Origin of the sequence: Jiangella anatolica (assembly GCF_003236295.1) — a bacterium.
Taxonomy (GTDB): domain Bacteria; phylum Actinomycetota; class Actinomycetes; order Jiangellales; family Jiangellaceae; genus Jiangella; species Jiangella anatolica.
Genome location: NZ_POTW01000122.1, coordinates 1 through 18,159, shown reverse-complemented (window position 1 = coordinate 18,159; position 18,159 = coordinate 1). Strand labels below are relative to the sequence as shown.

The following is an 18,159-nucleotide window of genomic DNA, read 5'->3' as shown; positions in this document are numbered from 1 at the left end:
CTCCTATCGCGGCGGGGTGGCGCACAGCCCGCCCGACGACTCCCCCGCACCGGCCCAGGCCATCGCCGCGCCCGGCGGCACGAGCGTCATGCCGGCCGGCGGCTACCCGGCCGCGGACACCGACGGCGCCGGCGCACCGCCGGCGGCCCCGCCGGCCCGCCCTCGCCGCGAGGCCGAGCCACCCGGCCGGCCGAAGAAGAAGCGCTCCGGCTTCGTCCGGTTCCTGCGCTGGTTCCTGTCGTTCTGGCTGATCGTGCTGATCGCGCTCGGCGTGCTGGTCTGGTACGTGTGGGGCCGCATCGAGAAGGTCGACGCGATCCCGTCCGACCACGGCTCGGCGGTCTCCGAGGGCCGGGTGTTCCTGCTGGTCGGCTCCGACAGCCGCGAGGACCTCTCCGCTGAGGAGCAGAGCGAGCTGGGCACCGGCAGCACCGAGGGGCAGCGCACCGACACCATCATGCTGCTCAGCGTGCCCGGCGGCGGCGCCCGCAACGCGCTCATCAGCATCCCGCGCGACTCCGTCGTCGACATCCCCGGCCACGGCGAGAACCGCATCAACGCCGCCTTCGCGTTCGGCGGCGCGCCGCTGCTGGTCGAGACGATCGAGGCGGCCACCGGCGTCGCCATCGACGACTACGTGCAGATCGGCTTCGGCGGCTTCGCCGGCATCGTCGACGCCCTCGGCGGGGTCGAGATCTGCCTGGACGCACCGGTTCAGGACGAGCAGGCGCACATCGACCTGCCGGCCGGCTGCCAGACGCTGCAGGGCCCGGACGCGCTCGGCTACGCCCGCGCCCGGCACTTCGACCCGACGTCCGACATCGGCCGGGTGCAGCGCCAGCGCGAGCTGATCTCCGCCATCGCCGACAAGGCGCTGTCGCCCGGCACGCTGGTCAACCCGATTGGGCTGACCCGCACGGCGCTGGCCGGTGGCGACGCGCTGGTGCTCGACGAGGACACCGGCCCGATGGACATGTTCGCGTTCGTCCGGGCGATCGGCTCGGTCTCCGGCGGCTCCGGCGACACCATCACCGTCCCGCTCGGCGACATCGGCAACACCGTCACCTGGGACCCGGAACTCTCGGGTGCGCTGTGGACTGCCCTGCAGAACGGAACTGATATACCCTCCGAGGTCATCGACGCTCAACCCTAGGCACGGCCGCCCCGGAGGGCATGATGCTGATCGGCGACTTCCTCACGTCGCAAGCGCCCAACCTCGACGATCTGGCCTGGTCAGGCTCGCCGCTGCCCGCGCATCCGGCGCTGACGGGGCTGTCCGTCGCCGGCGCGGACAAGCGGTGGCCGGTGCAGGTCTCCATGCTGCGCACCGACGATCTCCCGGCCGGGTTGAGTTGCCTCGACGACGTCGCCGTCGGCGACCGGGCGGTGCTGCTGACCGACGCGCTCCCGGTCGAGCCGGTGACGCGCGAGCTGGCGGCGACACTGGCCGAGCGCGGCTTCGAGCTGCTGCACGTCGTGTACCTCGACGACGCCGTCGAGCTGCCCGCGATCGGCGGGCTGTCGCTGCTGCGGGTCGGCGAGTCCGGCGGCTCCGACCTCGCGGACGCCAACCTGCGCGCCGTCACCACCGGCGGCGAGCCGAACTGGGAGCGGGCCCGCGCGGCGTTCGTCAAGGTGGCCGCACAGTACGAGTCGGCGGCGGAGGCGCTCGACGTCACCCGGACCGAGCTGCGGTCGACGCGGGCGCTGCGGCAGACCGCCGAGCACCGGCTGGAGGTCGCCCGCGCGTCGACGACGATGCAGGTCGGCCAGGCCGTCGTCGGCATGGCCCGGCACCCGGTGCGGGGCAGCCGGCGCGCCGCCGGCATCCTGCGCGAGGCCTGGAAGACCCGGCGCACGCCCGCAGCGCGCCGCGTCACCACATCGGCCACGCCCGTCCCGTCCGACGAGCCGCGCCGGTTCGACTACTGGGTGCCGATGCCGGTGCCGCCCGGCGGCGACCGCGGCCAGCCTCGGGAGCTGCACGTCACCGTCCCGGCCCACTACATCGTCGCCAAGCACCTGCTGAAGCACGGCATCGGCGGCTACGAGCCGTCGACGATCGCCTGGTACCTGGCGCTGTGCGACACCGCGCCGCCCGGCGCCGTCTGGGACGTCGGCGCCAACCTCGGCCCGTACGCCCTGCTGGCCCGGGCTTACACCGACCGCGAGATCGTCGCGTTCGAGCCGACTCCCGACCTGGCGCACTGGGCCCGGCACCTGGCCGACGTCAACGGCCTGGACTACCGGCTGGAGCTGATCGCGGCCGGCGAGAGCCCCGGCACCGCGACGTTCTACCTGTCCGAGAGCAGCGACTCGTCCAACTCGCTGGCGCAGGGCTTCCGGGTCTCGAAGCGCCAGCTCGACGTGCTGGTCGAGCCGCTGGACCGGTACTCGCGGCGGACCGGCTCGATCCCGTCGGTCATGAAGGTCGACACCGAGACCACCGAGCACTACGTGCTGCGCGGCGCCCGCGAGCTGATCGCCGAGCACCGGCCGTGGATCCTCTGCGAGGTGCTGGCCGGCCGGGCGCCGGAACGGCCGCTGACCGAGCTGATGGGCGAGCTGGGGTACCGGTTCCTGCACCTGAACGGGACGTTCCCGCTTCCGGCGAAGGACGTCATCAAGGGCGATCCGACGTACGAGCACATGAACTACCTGTTCGCGCCGGAGGACGTGAGCGAGGAGATGCTCGCGGCGGCGAAGGCGTGGCACGCCGCGCTGGAGGCGACGCCGCGGCCGCGTCAGCCGGGCCGCTGACGTCCTACGGGCGGCCGAGCCCGCGGTAGGTCCAGCCGGCCGCCCGCCACGCGTCCGCGTCGAGGCAGTTGCGCCCGTCGACGACGATCGGGGTCTCGACGATGCCGGCCAGCTCGGCCGGGTCGAGGTCGCGGAACTCCTGCCACTCGGTGAGGTGCAGGACGATGCTGGCGTCGCGGCAGGCCTCGACGGCGGAGTCCGCGTAGGGCAGCGTCGGGAAGATCTTGCGCGCGTTCGCCGTCGCCTTCGGGTCGTACACCGACACCCGGGCGCCCTGCAGGTGCAGCTGGCCGGCGATGTTCAGCGCCGGCGAGTCGCGGACGTCGTCGGACTGCGGCTTGAACGCCGCGCCCAGCACGGCGACGCGCTTGTTGGCGACGCTGCCGCCGACCAGCTCGCGGGTGAGGTCGACGACGTACTGCCGGCGGCGCAGGTTGATCGCGTCGACCTCGGCGAGGAACGCCAGCGAGTGCGACGCGCCCAGCTCGCCGGCCCGGGCCATGAACGCGCGGATGTCCTTGGGCAGGCAGCCGCCGCCGAAGCCGATGCCGGCGTTGAGGAACTTGCGCCCGATGCGGGCGTCGTGGCCGATCGCGTCGGCCAGCTTGGTGACGTCGGCGCCGGCCACCTCGGCGATCTCGGCCATCGCGTTGATGAAGGAGATCTTCGTGGCCAGGAACGCGTTCGCCGACACCTTCACCAGCTCCGACGTCGCCAGGTCGCTGACGATGACCGGCGTGCCGTCGGCGATGGTGCGCGCGTAGACCTCGCGCAGCTTCTGCTCCGCCTCGGCGGACGTGACGCCGAAGACCAGGCGGTCCGGGCGCAGCGTGTCCTGGACGGCGAAGCCCTCGCGCAGGAACTCCGGGTTCCAGGCGAGCTCGGCGCCGGCCCCGACGGGTGCGGTCTTGGCCAGCCGCTCGGCCAGCGCGGCCGCCGTCCCGACCGGCACCGTCGACTTCCCGACCACCAGGCACTCCGCGTCCAGGTGCGGCGCGAGCGCGTCGACGGCCGCCTCGACGTAGCGCATGTCGGCGGCCAGGCCGTCGCGGCGCTGCGGGGTGCCGACGCAGACGAAATGCACGTCGGCGTTCTTCGCGGCGGCGAAGTCGGTGGTGAACGTGAGCCGGCCGGTGTCGTGGTGCTTGGCCAGCAGGTCGTCCAGGCCGGGCTCGTAGAACGGGGCCTGACCGCGGGACAGCGCGGCCACCTTCTCCTCGTCGACGTCGATGCCGACGACGGTGTAGCCGAGCTCGGCCATGCAGACCGCGTGCACGGCGCCGAGGTAGCCGGTGCCGATCACGGAGATGCGCAGAGACACGTCGAGTTCCCCACCCGTTGTATCCGGTTCGTCGGGGTCGACAGTACAAGTCGGCGTCCGGTGCCGCCACGGCGCACTTGCCATCGGCTGACTACTGGCGAGTAGCATCGGCCCATGGATGCCGACTTCGACCTGTACCGGCTCAGCGACGAGCACGAGGCGATCCGGTCCGCGGTGCGCGAGTTGTGCACCGACAAGGTGGCCCCGCACGCCGCCGAGGCCGACGAGACCGCCACGTTCCCGCAGGCCTCCTACGACGCGCTGCGCTCGGCGGACTTCCACGCCCCGCACATCCCCGAACAGTACGGCGGCGCCGGCGCCGACGCGCTGGCCACCTGCATCGTGATCGAGGAGGTGGCCCGCGCCTGCGCGTCGTCCTCGCTCATCCCGGCGGTGAACAAGCTGGGCACCATGCCGCTGCTGCTCGCCGCATCCTCCTCGGTGAAGGAGAAGTACCTGCCGCCGGTGGCCGCCGGGGAGGCGATGTTCTCCTACGGCCTGTCCGAACGCGAGGCCGGCTCGGACACCGCGTCCATGACCACCCGCGCCGTCGCCGACCGCGACGGCTTCGTCCTCAACGGGCAGAAGTCGTGGATCACCAACGCCGGCGTCTCCCAGTACTACACCGTCATGGCCGTCACCGACCCGTCCGCGGGCTCGCGCGGCATCACCGCCTTCGTCGTCGAGGACGGCGACGAGGGCTTCACCGTCGGCGCACCGGAACGCAAACTCGGCATCAAGGGCTCACCCACCCGTGAGCTGCTCTTCGACCACTGCTGGATCCCCGCCGACCGCGTCGTCGGCGACCTCGGCCAAGGCCTGAAGATCGCGCTGCGCACCCTGGACCACACCCGCGTCACCATCGGCGCCCAAGCCGTCGGCATCGCCGCCGGCGCCGTCGCCGCCGCCACCGCCTACACCCAGCAACGCCACCAGTTCGCCCGCCCGATCTCCGACTTCCAGGGCGTGCAGTTCATGCTCGCCGACATGGCCATGAAGGTCGAAGCCGCCCGCCAACTCGTCTACCGCGCCGCCGCCGCCTCCGAACGCGACGAACCCACCCTGGGCTTCCTCGGCGCCGCCGCCAAATGCTTCGCCTCCGACACCGCCATGACCGTCACCACCGACGCCGTCCAACTCTTCGGCGGCTACGGCTACACCCGCGACTACCCCATCGAACGCATGATGCGCGACGCCAAAATCACCCAAATCTACGAAGGCACCAACCAGATCCAACGCATCGTCATGGCCCGCCAGCTACTCAAAGGGAGTGTGAGCTTCTGACGCCCGCCTGTTCGCCTAGCGTTGCGACTCGACCGCGGCAATGAAGCGATCCCGGCGGGCAACGACGAAGCGGTACTCAGCGCCAGAAGTCATCGATACCACGAGCCCGTTGGGGATCAGCCCCATACTTCGATACTTCCCCACAGAAGCGATATCGGCGACGGGGAGGTCGAGCGGTTCCGCACGAACATTCAGAGCGTGTGCGCGGAAGGACAGCAACTCGCTCGTCAGTGTGAGACGTCCACCTACGCTGATGGCTCCGCGCCATAGATTCGCCCTCGTGTCGGCGAGTACACCACCCTGGCTCATACCCACCTTCCTCCCGCAAAGGTCCGACGAGCATACGACCTACGGGTTGGGGACGTGGATGGCTTTGCCAACGCTGTGCTGACGCGAACCGTGGGACGCCGTCGGAGTGGCTAGGCTCGCGACATGGACATGAAACTGGAACTGGTGTCGGTGCCCGTGACCGACGTCGACCGGGCCAAGGAGTTCTACGTCCGGGCGGGCTTCAACGCCGACCACGACCACACGGTCAGCGACACGGTCCGCTTCGTGCAGCTCACCCCGCCGGGGTCGGCCTGCTCGATCGCGATCGGCCTCGGGCTGACCAGCATGGCGCCCGGGTCGCTGGACAACCTGCAGATGGTGGTGGCCGACGCGGACGCCGCCCGCGCCGACCTGCTGGCGCGCGGCATCGAGGTCAGCGAGGTCGACGACCAGCCGTGGGGGCGGTTCGTCTTCTTCTCCGACCCGGACGGCAACGGCTGGTCGCTGCAGCAGCTCCCGGCCTGGTCCGCCGCCGCCCAGGCCGACTGACCTTCTGGGGCCGGTCGGAGCGACCGAAGAACGCCGGTACCGCCCGAGTGTCCGGTGCGGTCGGCTCACGCCTCGTAGGCGGCGGCCAGATCCTCCCAGAGTTCACGCAGCACCTCGGTGCGCTCGTTGAAGGTGGTCCAGCGAGTTCCACGCATCCCCCTCACCTGCATGGAACTTGCGATAGGCCTCCGTGTCGTACGCCGCAGCCGCCGACGCGGCCCGTCGCGCTGCCAACGCCAGCTCACCTCGATCCGCGGCGCTCCGCACGGCAGTCAGGAACAACGCCTCCGCCGTCTCATACGCCTGGGACAGCTGCTCCAGCTCCGCCATCGGCCCATCTTGGCGCAGGGGCGGCCGAGTGAGAGGCGCCGATAGACCGACTCGCCGGGCGGTCGCCGGCGGGGGCCCTCGTCCTCATCGAAAACCCTCAGACCGGCGACCGCAGCCGGGCCGCGACCGGGCACTCGAACAGGTCGACGTCGGTGGTGCCGACGCGGTTGAGGTGCTGGACGACGATGCGCCAGGACTCGAACAGGCCCGCCTCGGTGTAGTCGACCCCGCGCTCGGCGCAGAACTCGCGGACGATCGGGCGGGCGGCGCGCAGGGTCGGGCTGGGCATGCTCGGGAACAGGTGGTGCTCGATCTGGTAGTTCAGCCCGCCCATCGCGACGTTCATCGCTCGGCCGCCGCGGACGTTGCGGCTGGTCAGCACCTGCCGGCGCAGGTAGTCCAGGGTCAGGTCCTTGGGGATCATCGGCATGCCCTTGTGGTTCGGCGCGAACGTCGCACCCATGCTGAACCCGAACACAGCGAGCTGGACGGCGAGGAACGCGGCCGCGATCCCCGGCGACAGGAACATGAACAACGCGACGGGGTAGAGGACGAGCCGGGCCAGCAGCAGCGGGATCTCGACGGCGCGGAACTTGACCCGGCCGCGTCCGAACACCGTCCGCAGACCGCTGACGTGCATGTTCAGCCCGGCCAGCAGCAGGAGCGGGAAGAACAGCGTGCCCTGATGACGCACCCACCAGCCGGCGAACCCGGTCCGCTTCGCGGCGACGTCGCTGGTCCACACGAGCGCCGCCGGCTCGACATCGGGATCGACGTCGACCTTGTTCGGGTTGGCGTGGTGACGGCTGTGCTTGGACATCCACCAGCCGTGGCTCAGCCCGACGACGACGTCGCCCAGCAGCATGGCGGCCAGCTCGTTGCGACGGCCGGAGACGAAGATCTGCCGGTGCGCCGCGTCGTGCCCGAGGTACGCCGTCTGCGTCAGCAGCAGACCGAGCCCGGCGGCCAGCGCCAGCTGCCACCACGAGTCGCCCACGGCCAGGAACGCCACCACCCAGCCGGCGAACCCGAGCGCCAGCAACGTCGCGCGGATCGCGTAGTAGAGCGGACGGCGACGCAGCAGGCCCGCGTCCCGGATCCGCTGGGAGAGGTCCGCATAGTCGCTGACGAACCGTTGCCGCGGCCGCCCTCCGGCGGTATCGGCGCTGGTCATGGCCGTAAAAGCTGTCATGATCAAGATCATACGTACGTTTAAATGTCGCGTCTGCCGGGCTGACCCCCGTCCCTGGGTGGGGCTGTCTCCACCCAGGAACGCGCCCGTCGCCCCGGACGAGCGCGGCACGCCGAACGGGTGGTCTGCGGCGATCCGCCCGCATCCGGCCACGTCATGCGTCACACTTGTCCGCCATGACCGACCCGACCACCGAGGCGCCCGAGACGGCACCGTTCGTCGCCGCCATCGTCGTGACCAGCCGGGGGCCGAAGGGGCCGCACGTGCTGCTGCTGCACCCGGCCGACATCGACACCCTCGACGGCGACTGGTCCTGGGTGCCGCCCGGCGGCGTCCGGCAACCGGGCGAGAAGATCGCCGACTGCGCCGCGCGTGAGCTGCGCGAGGAGACCGGTATCGTCGCCACCCCCGAGCCCGTTCGGACCGACGAGTCCGACGAGGTGGGCATCTACCGGCTGAACGTGCCGTGGGACACGGCCGTGACGCTCAGCGCCGAGCACACCGCGTCGGAGTGGGTGCCGGTCGAGCAGGTGGCCGAGCGCTGCAAGCCCGCCGAGCTGCTCGACACGATCCGCACCGGCCTCGGCGACTGACGAGTCGACCAGCGCGGCGCCGCCGGCCGCGTCGGCGTTCAGTCGTCGGTGGTGAGGACGGTGAGCAGGCGGACGAACTCGGCCTGCTCCCCCGGCGTGAGCCGGTCGACCAGCTGCGCCACCCCGGCCGCGCGGCTGGCCCGCAGCGCGGCCAGCAGCTCCAGCGCCGACGGGGTCAGCGCGACCAGGATGGCCCGTCGGTCGGCCGGATCGGGCTGCCTCGTCACGAAGCCGCGCTCCTCCAGCAGGTCGACCACCGACGTCGCCGAGCGAGGGACGACGTCGAGCTGGCGGGCCAGGTCGACGACCCGCAGCGGCGCGCCGGCCCTTTGCAACAGCCGCAGCACGCGCCACTGACTCGGCGTGACGCCGGCCCGCTCCAGCTCGTCCTTCGACGCCCGGCGCAGCCGCCGGTTCGCGCTGGTCAGCAGGTCGGCGATGTGCCCGGCACGCTCCCTGTCCACGAGCCCCAGCCTAGCACCGATTTGCGAGAAAACCTCTTTAGGAGGTAACCTCTGGATCACACACAGACTTCAGGGAGGTCGCCATGGATGACTCCACTCGCGGCGGCCGGACTCGCTCCTTCACCAAGGACCGCTCCGTCACCGCCCACAAGCTCGCGCCGGGCACACTCCGGCGCATCCTCACCTTCGCCCGCCCCTACAAGAAGCAGCTCGCCGTCTTCCTCGGCCTGATCCTGGCCGACGCGCTGCTCGGGGCCGCCCAGCCGCTGCTGTTCAAGCTGATCATCGACGAGGGCGTCCTCAAGGGCGACCAGGGCCTGGTCCTCGGCCTGGCCCTCGCGGTCGCCGGGCTGGCCATCGTCACCGCCGCGATCGGCCTGACGCAGCGCTACGTCTCGGCCAAGATCGGCCAGGGGCTGGTGCACGACCTGCGCAGCCAGGTCTTCGCGCACGTGCAGCGCATGCCCATCGCGTTCTTCAGCCGCACGCAGACCGGCGCCCTGGTCAGCCGGCTCAACGGCGACGTGCAGGGCGCGCAGCAGGCGTTCACCTCGACGCTGTCGACGGTCGTCGGCAACATCGCGACGACGGCGGCCGTGCTGGCCGCGATGTTCGTCCTGTCGTGGCAGATCACCGTCGCGGCGCTGATCCTCGTCCCGCTCTTCGTGCTGCCGGCCAAGCTGGTCGGCCGCAAGCTCGCCGACCTGACCCGCGAGCGGTACGACCTCACCGCCGACATGGGCCAGACGATGACCGAGCGGTTCAACGTCGCCGGCGCGCTGCTGGTCAAGATCTTCGGCCGGCCCGAGGCGGAGTCCGCCGAGTTCGACGAGCGGGCCGCCCGGGTCCGCGACATCGGCGTCACGATCGCCGTCTACTCGCGGGTTCTGATGACGTCGCTCGGCCTGCTCGCCGCCCTGGCGACGGCGTTCGTCTACGGCCTCGGCGGCGTGCTGGCCATCGCCGGGACTCTGGGCGTCGGCACCATCGTCGCGCTGACGGCGTACCTCGGCCGGCTCTACGGGCCGATCACGTCGCTGTCGAACCTCCAGGTCGACATCATGACGACGCTGGTCAGCTTCGAGCGGGTGCTCGAGGTGCTCGACCTGGAGCCGATGGTCCGCGACGCGCCCAACGCGAAGGAGCTGCCGGGCGGCGCGGCGGAGGTCGAGTTCGACCACGTCGACTTCGGCTACCCCGCCGCGTCCGACGTCTCGCTCGCCTCGCTGGAGTCGGTCGCCGGCCTGCCCAGCACCCCGGGCGGCCAGGTCCTGCACGACGTGACCTTCACCGCACGGCCGGGCGAGATGGTCGCGCTGGTCGGCCCGTCCGGCGCCGGCAAGTCGACGGTCACCAGCCTGGTCTCACGCCTGTACGACGTCACCGGCGGCGCCGTCCGCGTCGGCGGCCACGACGTCCGCGACGTGACGCAGCAGTCGCTGCGCGACGCGATCGGCGTCGTCACCCAGGAGGCGCACCTGTTCCACACCACGCTGCGCTCCAACCTGAGCTACGCCCGGCCCGGCGCCACCGACGACGAGATCTGGGCGGCGCTCGAGGCGGCGCAGATCGCCGCCGTGGTCCGCGAGCTGCCGGACGGCCTCGACACCGTCGTCGGCGAGCGCGGCTACCGGCTCTCCGGCGGCGAGAAGCAGCGCCTGGCCATCGCCCGGCTGCTGCTCAAGGCCCCGCGCATCGTCGTCCTCGACGAGGCGACGGCGCACCTGGACTCCGAGTCCGAGGCGGCCGTGCAGCGCGCCCTCGAGACCGCCCTGGCCGGACGGACGTCGCTGGTCATCGCGCACCGGCTGTCCACCGTCCGCGACGCCGACCAGATCCTCGTGGTCGACGACGGCCACATCGTCGAGCGCGGCACGCACGACGAGCTGCTCGCGGCCGGCGGCGCGTACGCCGACCTCTACCGGACCCAGTTCCGCTCGCAGGAGCAGCCGGCGGCGGCCGCCGCCTGAGGCGTCACACCCGCGCGGGTTCGGGCGCGACGGCGACAGGGCCACGCGAGCGGTCCAGCCGGCCGGCCACGACGGCGAGCAGCAGGGCGCCGGTCGCCATCAGCGCGCCCACCCAGTTCGGCGCCGTGTACCCGAGCCCCGCCGAGATCACCAGCCCGCCGAGCCAGGCGGCCAGCGCGTTGCCGACGTTGAACGCGCCGATGTTCACCGCCGACGCGATGGTGGGCGCCGCCGCCGCGCTGTCGAGCACGCGCATCTGCAGGCCTGGCACCGTGGCGAAGCCGAGCCCGCCGAGCAGGAACAGCGTCACCGCGGCGGGCACCGGCGCGGTCGCCGTCACCGTGAACGCCGCCAGCACGATCGCGAGCCCGCCGAGCAGCACGTACAGGCTGAGCATCAGCCGCCGGTCGGCGAACCGGCCGCCGAGCAGGTTGCCGAGCACCAGGCCGACGCCGAACAGCACGAGCAGCCAGCTCACCGCACCTTCGGAGAACCCGGCTTCCTCGGTCATCATCGGTGCGATGTAGGTGAACGATGCGAACACGCCGCCCCAGCCGAGCACGGTCATCGCGACCGCCAGCCAGACCCGTCCGCTGCGTAGCACCCGTAGCTCCTGCCGCACCCCGCCCGACGCGACCCGCGGCAGGTCCGGGACGAGGACGACGATGCCGGCGAAGCCGATCACCCCGAGCCCGACCACGGCCCAGAACGTCGACCGCCAGCCGAGCTCCTGGCCGAGGAACGTGCCCATCGGCACGCCCAGCACGTTGGCCAGCGTCAGACCGGTGAACATGAACGCGATGGCGCTGGCCCGCCTGGTCGGCGCGACGAGGTCGGCGGCGACGACCGAGCCGAAACCGAAGAACGCGCCATGGCAGAACGCCGCGACGATCCGGCCGGCCATCATCACCTCGTACGACGGCGCCAGCGCGCTGATCGCGTTGCCGGCGATGAAGACCACCATGAGAAGCAGGAGCAGGTGCTTGCGGCGCATCCGCGAGCCGAGCAGCGTCATCGGCAGCGCGCCGATGGCCACGCCGAGGGCGTAGCCGGAGATCAGCCAGCCGGCCGCCGGGATCGAGACGTCGAAGTCGGCGGCCACCTCCGGGAGGAGGCCGGCGATGACGAACTCCGCCGTCCCGATGGCGAACGCGCCGATGGCCAGTGCGAGCAGAGCGAGAGGCATGAAGGTCCCAGGAATCGTCCGAACTATCTGGCGTGAGCAATAATTGCACACGCTTGCTATCGGTCCAAGCGGCTACCGTCTCGCTCAGGTAAACTCGGCGTCACAAGGACCGAAGGAGGTGCCGATGTCCCTCGCCGACGACGCCGTGGAGGCACGCGCCCAGGGTTGGCGCACGCTGGCGGCGCTGCACGCGCGGCTGGAGTCGCGCATCGAACGCGCACTCCAGGACGCGCACGGACTGAGCGTGAGCGAGTACACCGTGCTCGACGTGCTCAGCCGCCAGGACGGCTGGCACATGCGCATGCAGCAGCTGGCCAACGCCGTCGTGCTGAGCCAGAGCGCGACGACGCGGCTGGTCACACGGCTGGAGACGCAGGGCTACCTCGGCCGCTATCTGTGCGACACCGACCGCCGCGGCATCTACACCGAGGTCACCGAGGCCGGCGGACAGTTGCTCGCCGCGGCCCGCGAGACGCACGACACCGCGTTGCAGGCCGCGCTGGCCGAGGCCGCCGACGTGCCGGAGCTGAGTCCGCTCGTCGACGCGCTCAGCGGCCTCTACGCGAGCGCCTAGCCGACCACGCCGGTGTAGGTCAGGACGAAGGTCAGGCTCGGCACCAGGAAGAGGACGGCGACGGCGACGATGCCGCGGAACGTGCGCTCGGCCCGGACGAGGCGCCGGTACGCCAGCACCAGCAGCGGCACCAGCACGATCTCCATCGGCAGCATCGACCGCGGCACCACCACGTCGGCGGCCGACATCGCCAGCGACAGCAGCCCGGCGGCCAGCCAGAGGCCGAGCCCGAGCAGGTACGTCCGCCGCGGCCCGAGCCGCACGGCCAGCGTCGTGTAACCGCTGACCCGGTCCGCCTCCAGGTCGGCGAAGGTCGTCGGGACGTACAGCGCGGCGCCGACCAGCGTGCCGAGCACTGCCATCGGCCACGGGAACTCCGCCAGCGGCCGCAGCATCGACCACCCGGCCAGCTGCCCCGCGGCGCCGATGGCCAGCGCGTTGACGGCGACGTCGAAGCCGGGGCGCGCCTTGAGCCGCAGCGGCGGCGCGCTGTACGCCCAGCCGACCAGCAGCACGATCGCGGTCCCCAGGGCGAACAGCGGCCCCACGAACAACGCCGCCAGAACCGCCAGCACCGCCGCGGCCAACGAGACCCGCAGCGCCGCCGCCACACTCAACCGGCCCACGACCAGCGGCGACCCGGCCTTGCGCGGATTGAGCCGGTCACCGCGCAGGTCGTGGGCGTCGTTGACGGCCAGCACCGAGATCCAGACCAGCGGCCCGATCACCACGGCACCCAGGGCCAGCAGCGGCCAGTCCGCGACCGGCGGCACCACGCGCCGCGCCGCCAGCACGACGCCCAGGTAATAGGGCAGCAGCGAGACGAACCAGAACCAGGGCCGGCCGATCGCCAGCACATCGCCGGCCAGTTGACGAGGCCGGGCCGGGGCGGACCGGGTGCGCATGGTCGTCATGACGACGATGCTTCCGGTCCGGACCCCGGCCCGGCCTCCCCCGTAGGAGGGGTCGAGAGGGCCGGAGCTACCCCTGTCGAGCTAGGGGGTGGCTGACGGATCTTCGGCGGCGCGGATCGACGCCCAGACGCCGACCAGCTGCGTTGCCGTCGTCGCCCGATGGCACCGCATCGATCTCCTCCGGCACCTTGCTGGACCGACGCCTGGACGCCGCCCGCATCCGCCAATATCCGTCAGACACCCCCTAGCCCGGCCAGCAGATCCGCCGCCGCCTCGGCCGTCACCCGCGCGGCGCCATGCGTCAGAACATAGTGCGAGCCCAGCACCTCCGGCAGCGGATTGACGTCATGGTCGACGACGACGAGGTCAGGCCGGGCGACCCGCGCGGCCGAGACGACCTCCGCCTGCCACGGCCGCCGCCGCACCCCGCGCACGCCGATCACCAGCCGCCGCGACGGCAGCGCCGCGATCACCGCGGACAGGTCCGCCGTCGACGCCGTCACACGGGCCACGACCGTGCCGGGGAGCCGGTCGGCCAGGTGCCGGCCGACGCCCCACGGCACCGGGCCGGCGGCCATCGACGGGTCGTCGTCGAGCTCGATGACCAGCGGCGGCGCGCTCAGCGTGACGTCGCCGTGGACGGTGATCGCGCGCCGCGCGGCGTCGGCGGCCGCGCCGTGGACGACCGCCGGCGGACGCACGTCGCGCAGCCAGCGGCGCAGCGCCTGGACCCGGCCGGCCGCCTCGGCCAGCCGCTCCTCCGGCAGCCGGCCGGACCGCACGGCCTGGACCAGCGCCGCCGCCATCGCCTCGACCGTCCCGGGGTCGACGGTGTCGCCGCCGACGCACAGCGCGTCGACGCCGGCCAGCAGCGCCAGCACCGCGCCCTCGGCGTGCCCGACGGTCCGGCTGATCGCGTGCATGTCCATGCCGTCGGTCATCACCAGGCCGTCGTAGCCCAGCTCGTCGCGGAGGACGTCGGTGACGACGCGTCGCGACAGCGTGGCCGGCCGGTCGCCGTCGAGCGCCGGGAACCGGATGTGCGCCGTCATGACGATCTTGACGTCGGCCTTCACCGCCGCCCGGAACGGCGGCAGGTCGCGGGTCTGGATGACGTCGAGAGGGTCGTCGATCGACGGGACGGTGAGGTGGCTGTCCTCGCTGGTGCCGCCGTGGCCGGGGAAGTGCTTCGCGGTGGCGGCGACGCCCTGCGCCTGTTGCCCCGCGACCCAGGCGGCGACGTGCCGGGCGACGATGTCGGGGTCGAAGCCGAACGAGCGGACCCCGATCACCGGGTTCAGCGTGTTCGAGTCGACGTCGGCGACGGGGGCGAAGTTGAGGTCGATCCCGCCGGCCCGCAGCCGGGCGCCCACCTCGGCCGCCACCCGTTCCGTCGCCGCCGGGTCGTCCAGCGCGCCGAGCGCGGCGTTGCCCGGCAGCGTCGACCCGGTCGCGACGTCGAGCCTGGTGACGTCGCCGCCCTCCTCGTCGATGCCGACCAGCAGGTCCGGGTTGAGCTCGTGCAGCCGGCGGGTCAGCGCGGCCACCCCGGCGTCGCCGCGGGCCGGATCGACGTTGCGGCCGAACAGGACGACGCCGCCCAGCCCATCCGCGGCCAGCTCGGCCAGCCACGGCGGGACGTCGTGCGCGCCGAGGAAGCCAGGGAAGAGGGTGGCGAGGGCGAGGCCTCGCAGCTCGCTGCTGTCGTTCATCTCAGCCCTTCACCGCCCCGGACACCAGCCCCGAGGTCATGCGGTGCTGCACGAGCAGGAAGAAGATCATCACCGGCACCGCCACCAGGACGGATCCGGCCATGATACCGGCCCAGTCACTGACGCGGTTCGCCTCGGTGAACGAGCGCAGCCACAGTGGAAGAGTCATGTTCTCCGGTCTCGTCATGATCACTAGGGACAGGGTGAACTCGTTCCAGGCCTGCAGGAACGCGTACACCCCGCTGGCGACGAGGCCCGGCGCCAGCAAGGGCAGGGTGATGCGGAAGAAGGCCTGCAGCCGGCTGCAGCCGTCGACCAGCGCCGCCTCCTCGAGGTCCCGCGGGACACCGTTGACGAACCCGCGCAGCATCCAGATGGTGAACGGCACGACGGCCGCGATGTAGAGCAGCGACAGCCCGATGACGCTGTTCAGCAGCTGCCACCCCTCCAGCAGCTTGAACTGGGAGATGAACAGGCCCTCGGCCGGGATCATCTGGATGATCAGCACGGCCAGGATGAAGCTGCGCCGGCCCTTGAACCGGAACCGCGACAGCGCCAGCGCCGCCAGGAATGCGAACAGCAGCGCCGCGACGACGGTGAGGCCGGTGACCATCGCGCTGATCCGCAGCGTGTCGAAGAAGTTGCTGTCGAACACCCGGCCGTACGCGGACAGCGACCCGTTCAGCGGCAGGAACGTCGGCTCGGCGGCGCGGATCCGGTTGTACGGCAGGAAGGAGCTGTTCAGCATCCAGTAGACCGGGAACATCCAGATCAGCGCGATGACGACGGCGACGACGCCGAACGTCCGCTGCCGGGTGCGGATGCGCGTGCTCACAGCTCCTCCTCGCGGACCAGGACCCGGACGTAGTAGAGGCTCAGCACGACGGTCAGCAGCAGCACGAACCACGACGCGGCCGCCGCCAGCCCGAACTCGCCCTCGCCCAGCCCGAGCCGGTAGATGTACGTGCCGATCAGGTTCGTCTGCGCGGTGATGCCGCCAGCGTCCTGCAGTACGAAGATCTGGGTGAACACCTTGAGGTCCCAGATGATCTGCAGCAGCAGCACGATCAGCAGGACGGGCTTGACCAGCGGGACAGTGATCTGGCGGAACCGCGACCACGCCGACGCGCCGTCGATCTGGGCCGCCTCGTACAGCTCGCCCGGCACCTGGGTCAGGCCGGCGTAGACGGAGAACGCCACGAACGGCACGCTCATCCAGACCACGATCACCGTCGCCACTGTGAAGAACGACAGCTGGTCGATCAGCCACGAGTGCCCGGCGAACTGGTCCAGGCCGACGTTCGTCAGCAGCCAGTTGATGACGCCGTACTGCGAGTCGAACAGCCACTGCCACACCGTCAGCGACGCCAGGTGCGGCATCGCCCACGCCAGCAGCAGCCCGATCTGCAGGAACAGCCGCGGGCCTCGGCTGGTCAGCGTCATCAGCACCGCCAGCGCGATGCCGATCACCATCGTGATGGCGGCGTTGGCCAGGCAGAAGACGACCGACCGGGCGATCACCGTCCACAGGTAGGAGTCGGTGACCAGGGCGACGTAGTTGTCCAGGCCCACCCACTCCGGCGGCTGCCCGAACTGCTGCGCCAGGCCGTACTCCTGGAACGATATGACCGCCTGGCGGTACAGCGGGTAGCCGAGAGCAGCGACCAGGACCGCCAGCGCCGGCACCAGGAGCACGTACGGGAGCGGCGAGCGCCGTGGCCGTCGGGACCGGCGGGGTGCGACGTCACCCGCCGGCCCCCGGCCGGTCCTCGTGGTGGGGGGAGTGGGCCGGCCGGGTCCCTGGTCCCGGCCGGCCCGTTCCTCCGCTCGGCTGCTAGCCGAGCTGGTCGGCGATGGCGGCATCGGCTTCTTCAGCGAGCTGCTGCACGTCGCCGCCGTTGGCGATCGCGACGAACAGGTCCTCCAGGATGCGGGAGCCCTCGACGGTGGCCCAGTTGGCCGCGGCGGGCGTGAGCTTGGCGTTCGTGACCGCCTCCTGGGTGGCGGCGGCGAACTCGTCCGTGCCCAGGCCGCTGGCGAGCGAGACCTTCGCCGGGGTGAGGCCGTTCTCCGCGTACTGGCTCTGGAACTCGTCGCTCATGATCAGCTCGAGCAGGCTCGCGGCGAGCTCCTGGTTCTGCGACGTGGCGGAGATGGCGATGTTCGAGCCGCCGAGCAGGACGGGAGCCGGCTCGCCGTCAGTGCCGGGCAGGGCGAAGACGCCGACGTTGGCCATCATGTCCGGGCAGCCGATCTCCGGGTCCTCGAGGCTGCCGCGCAGCCAGCCCGGACGCAGCATCATGCCGACCTCGCCGGCGCAGAACGGGACGTGGCCGTCGGCCTCGTTGCCGTCCTTCGGCGCCCCGGACGCCTCGGTGAACAGCCGCTGCACCAGCGCCAGGCCCTCCTGCGACTCCGGCGTCGACAGCGCGCCGCTCCACTCGCCGCCGTCCTCGGCGGCGAAGTCGCCGCCGGCGTCCCACAGGAACGCGGCGCCGTCACGCCAGTCCTGGCCGGGCAGCCAGAAGCCGGAGAAGTTCGGCACGCTGGCGTTGTCCTGCTTCAGCTTCACGGCCGTGTCGACGAACTCCTGCATGGTCGTCGGCACCTCGAGGCCCGACGCCGCGAACAGGTCCTTGCGGTAGAAGATGTAGGACGAGCCCGCGTACAGCGGGACCGCGTAGGTCTTGCCGTCCGCGCTGCCGGCCTCGACGAAGCCCTGCAGCAGGTCGTCGCCGCCGAGATCGGGCAGCATGTCGGTGATGTCGGTGAACGCGCCGACGGTGGTGAAGGTCGGCGCCTGGGTGTTGCCCACCTCGACGACGTCCGGGGTCTCGGACTCGCTGCCCAGCGACGTGGTGAGCCGGTCGACCAGGCCCTCCCACTGCTGCTCCTCGATGGTGAGCGTGGAGCCGGGGTTCTGCTCCTCGAACTCGGCGATCAGCCAGTCGCGCATCGGCTGCGGGGTGTCCGGGCCGTTGAGCCACAGCCGGATGTCGGCGGGCTCCGGCGTGCCGGCGCTCTCGCCACCGGCGGCGGG

17 protein-coding genes are annotated in these 18,159 nt (G+C 71.7%); 7 read left to right on the top strand and 10 right to left on the bottom strand.

Annotated features, from left to right (window positions below):
* Both C1I92_RS29955 and C1I92_RS29950 read left to right on the top strand, forming a co-directional pair.
* Positions 1-1,153, top strand: a 1,153-nt coding sequence (locus C1I92_RS29955) for an LCP family protein (RefSeq protein ID WP_233507450.1), incomplete at its 5' end; no start/stop codon positions are given.
* 23 nt (positions 1,154-1,176) lie between these two features.
* A complete protein-coding gene (locus C1I92_RS29950) occupies positions 1,177-2,760 on the top strand; it encodes an FkbM family methyltransferase (protein ID WP_158564338.1) in 1,584 nt (527 codons plus the stop codon).
* A 4-nt stretch (positions 2,761-2,764) separates the two neighbouring features.
* Here the strand turns inward: C1I92_RS29950 and C1I92_RS29945 are convergent, their stop codons facing one another.
* A complete protein-coding gene (locus C1I92_RS29945; protein WP_111258293.1) occupies positions 2,765-4,081 on the bottom strand; it encodes a UDP-glucose dehydrogenase family protein in 1,317 nt (438 codons plus the stop codon).
* 114 nt (positions 4,082-4,195) lie between these two features.
* On the opposite strand from C1I92_RS29945, the gene C1I92_RS29940 reads away from it, so the two are divergent.
* Positions 4,196-5,365: an acyl-CoA dehydrogenase family protein gene (locus C1I92_RS29940; RefSeq protein WP_111258292.1), complete on the top strand. Its 1,170-nt coding sequence runs from the start codon at positions 4,196-4,198 to the stop codon at positions 5,363-5,365.
* A 15-nt stretch (positions 5,366-5,380) separates the two neighbouring features.
* Here the strand turns inward: C1I92_RS29940 and C1I92_RS35705 are convergent, their stop codons facing one another.
* Positions 5,381-5,674 (bottom strand): GRAM domain-containing protein, encoded by a 294-nt coding sequence (locus C1I92_RS35705; RefSeq protein WP_111258291.1) that lies wholly within the window; start codon positions 5,672-5,674, stop codon positions 5,381-5,383.
* 123 nt (positions 5,675-5,797) lie between these two features.
* Between C1I92_RS35705 and C1I92_RS29930 the strand changes: the two genes are divergently transcribed.
* Positions 5,798-6,184 (top strand): VOC family protein, encoded by a 387-nt coding sequence (locus C1I92_RS29930; RefSeq protein ID WP_111258290.1) that lies wholly within the window; start codon positions 5,798-5,800, stop codon positions 6,182-6,184.
* A 427-nt stretch (positions 6,185-6,611) separates the two neighbouring features.
* Here the strand turns inward: C1I92_RS29930 and C1I92_RS29925 are convergent, their stop codons facing one another.
* Positions 6,612-7,706: a fatty acid desaturase family protein gene (locus C1I92_RS29925; protein WP_111258296.1), complete on the bottom strand. Its 1,095-nt coding sequence runs from the start codon at positions 7,704-7,706 to the stop codon at positions 6,612-6,614.
* A 176-nt stretch (positions 7,707-7,882) separates the two neighbouring features.
* Here C1I92_RS29925 and C1I92_RS29920 point away from each other — a divergent pair, with 176 nt between their 5' ends.
* Positions 7,883-8,299 carry an NUDIX hydrolase gene (locus tag C1I92_RS29920; protein ID WP_111258289.1) on the top strand — a complete coding sequence of 139 codons (417 nt, stop codon included), beginning with the start codon at positions 7,883-7,885 and terminating at the stop codon, positions 8,297-8,299.
* A gap of 38 nt (positions 8,300-8,337) precedes the next feature.
* On the opposite strand, the gene C1I92_RS29915 is transcribed toward C1I92_RS29920, so the two are convergent.
* Positions 8,338-8,763 (bottom strand): MarR family winged helix-turn-helix transcriptional regulator, encoded by a 426-nt coding sequence (locus tag C1I92_RS29915; protein ID WP_158564336.1) that lies wholly within the window; start codon positions 8,761-8,763, stop codon positions 8,338-8,340.
* A gap of 83 nt (positions 8,764-8,846) precedes the next feature.
* On the opposite strand from C1I92_RS29915, the gene C1I92_RS29910 reads away from it, so the two are divergent.
* Positions 8,847-10,733 carry an ABC transporter ATP-binding protein gene (locus C1I92_RS29910; protein ID WP_111258287.1) on the top strand — a complete coding sequence of 629 codons (1,887 nt, stop codon included), beginning with the start codon at positions 8,847-8,849 and terminating at the stop codon, positions 10,731-10,733.
* A 4-nt stretch (positions 10,734-10,737) separates the two neighbouring features.
* Here C1I92_RS29910 and C1I92_RS29905 read toward each other — a convergent pair whose 3' ends face one another.
* Positions 10,738-11,919: an MFS transporter gene (locus C1I92_RS29905; RefSeq protein ID WP_111258286.1), complete on the bottom strand. Its 1,182-nt coding sequence runs from the start codon at positions 11,917-11,919 to the stop codon at positions 10,738-10,740.
* 124 nt (positions 11,920-12,043) lie between these two features.
* On the opposite strand from C1I92_RS29905, the gene C1I92_RS29900 reads away from it, so the two are divergent.
* Positions 12,044-12,493: a MarR family winged helix-turn-helix transcriptional regulator gene (locus tag C1I92_RS29900; RefSeq protein ID WP_111258285.1), complete on the top strand. Its 450-nt coding sequence runs from the start codon at positions 12,044-12,046 to the stop codon at positions 12,491-12,493.
* Here the strand turns inward: C1I92_RS29900 and C1I92_RS29895 are convergent.
* From C1I92_RS29895 to C1I92_RS29875, 5 genes are all read right to left on the bottom strand, one after another.
* Entirely contained in the window at positions 12,490-13,407 is a 918-nt protein-coding gene (locus C1I92_RS29895; protein ID WP_111258284.1) for a UbiA prenyltransferase family protein, read from the bottom strand. The genes C1I92_RS29900 and C1I92_RS29895 overlap by 4 nt on opposite strands.
* A gap of 233 nt (positions 13,408-13,640) precedes the next feature.
* Positions 13,641-15,119, bottom strand: coding sequence for a glycoside hydrolase family 3 protein (locus tag C1I92_RS29890; RefSeq protein ID WP_111258283.1), 1,479 nt, complete (start codon positions 15,117-15,119; stop codon positions 13,641-13,643).
* A 1-nt stretch (position 15,120) separates the two neighbouring features.
* Positions 15,121-15,954, bottom strand: a complete 834-nt coding sequence (locus tag C1I92_RS29885; protein ID WP_199521735.1) for a carbohydrate ABC transporter permease — start codon at positions 15,952-15,954, stop codon at positions 15,121-15,123.
* Complete coding sequence (locus C1I92_RS29880) at positions 15,951-16,808, bottom strand: carbohydrate ABC transporter permease (protein WP_438940542.1); 858 nt, start codon at positions 16,806-16,808, stop codon at positions 15,951-15,953. Before C1I92_RS29880 ends, C1I92_RS29885 begins: the two co-directional genes overlap by 4 nt.
* Before the next feature lie 145 nt (positions 16,809-16,953).
* On the bottom strand, positions 16,954-18,159 hold a 1,206-nt coding region (locus tag C1I92_RS29875), incomplete at its 5' end, for an extracellular solute-binding protein (RefSeq protein ID WP_111258281.1).

Excerpts from the sequence above, each read along its gene's own strand:
- C1I92_RS35705 (WP_111258291.1), bottom strand. The coding sequence starts at position 5,674 with ATGAGCCAGGGTGGTGTACTCGCCGACACGAGGGCGAATCTATGGCGC.
- C1I92_RS29910 (WP_111258287.1), top strand. The coding sequence starts at position 8,847 with ATGGATGACTCCACTCGCGGCGGCCGGACTCGCTCCTTCACCAAGGAC.
- C1I92_RS29900 (WP_111258285.1), top strand. The coding sequence starts at position 12,044 with ATGTCCCTCGCCGACGACGCCGTGGAGGCACGCGCCCAGGGTTGGCGC.
- C1I92_RS29895 (WP_111258284.1), bottom strand. The coding sequence starts at position 13,407 with ATGACGACCATGCGCACCCGGTCCGCCCCGGCCCGGCCTCGTCAACTG.
- C1I92_RS29920 (WP_111258289.1), top strand. The coding sequence starts at position 7,883 with ATGACCGACCCGACCACCGAGGCGCCCGAGACGGCACCGTTCGTCGCC.
- C1I92_RS29925 (WP_111258296.1), bottom strand. The coding sequence starts at position 7,706 with ATGACAGCTTTTACGGCCATGACCAGCGCCGATACCGCCGGAGGGCGG.
- C1I92_RS29940 (WP_111258292.1), top strand. The coding sequence starts at position 4,196 with ATGGATGCCGACTTCGACCTGTACCGGCTCAGCGACGAGCACGAGGCG.
- C1I92_RS29950 (WP_158564338.1), top strand. The coding sequence starts at position 1,177 with ATGCTGATCGGCGACTTCCTCACGTCGCAAGCGCCCAACCTCGACGAT.
- C1I92_RS29930 (WP_111258290.1), top strand. The coding sequence starts at position 5,798 with ATGGACATGAAACTGGAACTGGTGTCGGTGCCCGTGACCGACGTCGAC.
- C1I92_RS29890 (WP_111258283.1), bottom strand. The coding sequence starts at position 15,119 with ATGAACGACAGCAGCGAGCTGCGAGGCCTCGCCCTCGCCACCCTCTTC.
- C1I92_RS29905 (WP_111258286.1), bottom strand. The coding sequence starts at position 11,919 with ATGCCTCTCGCTCTGCTCGCACTGGCCATCGGCGCGTTCGCCATCGGG.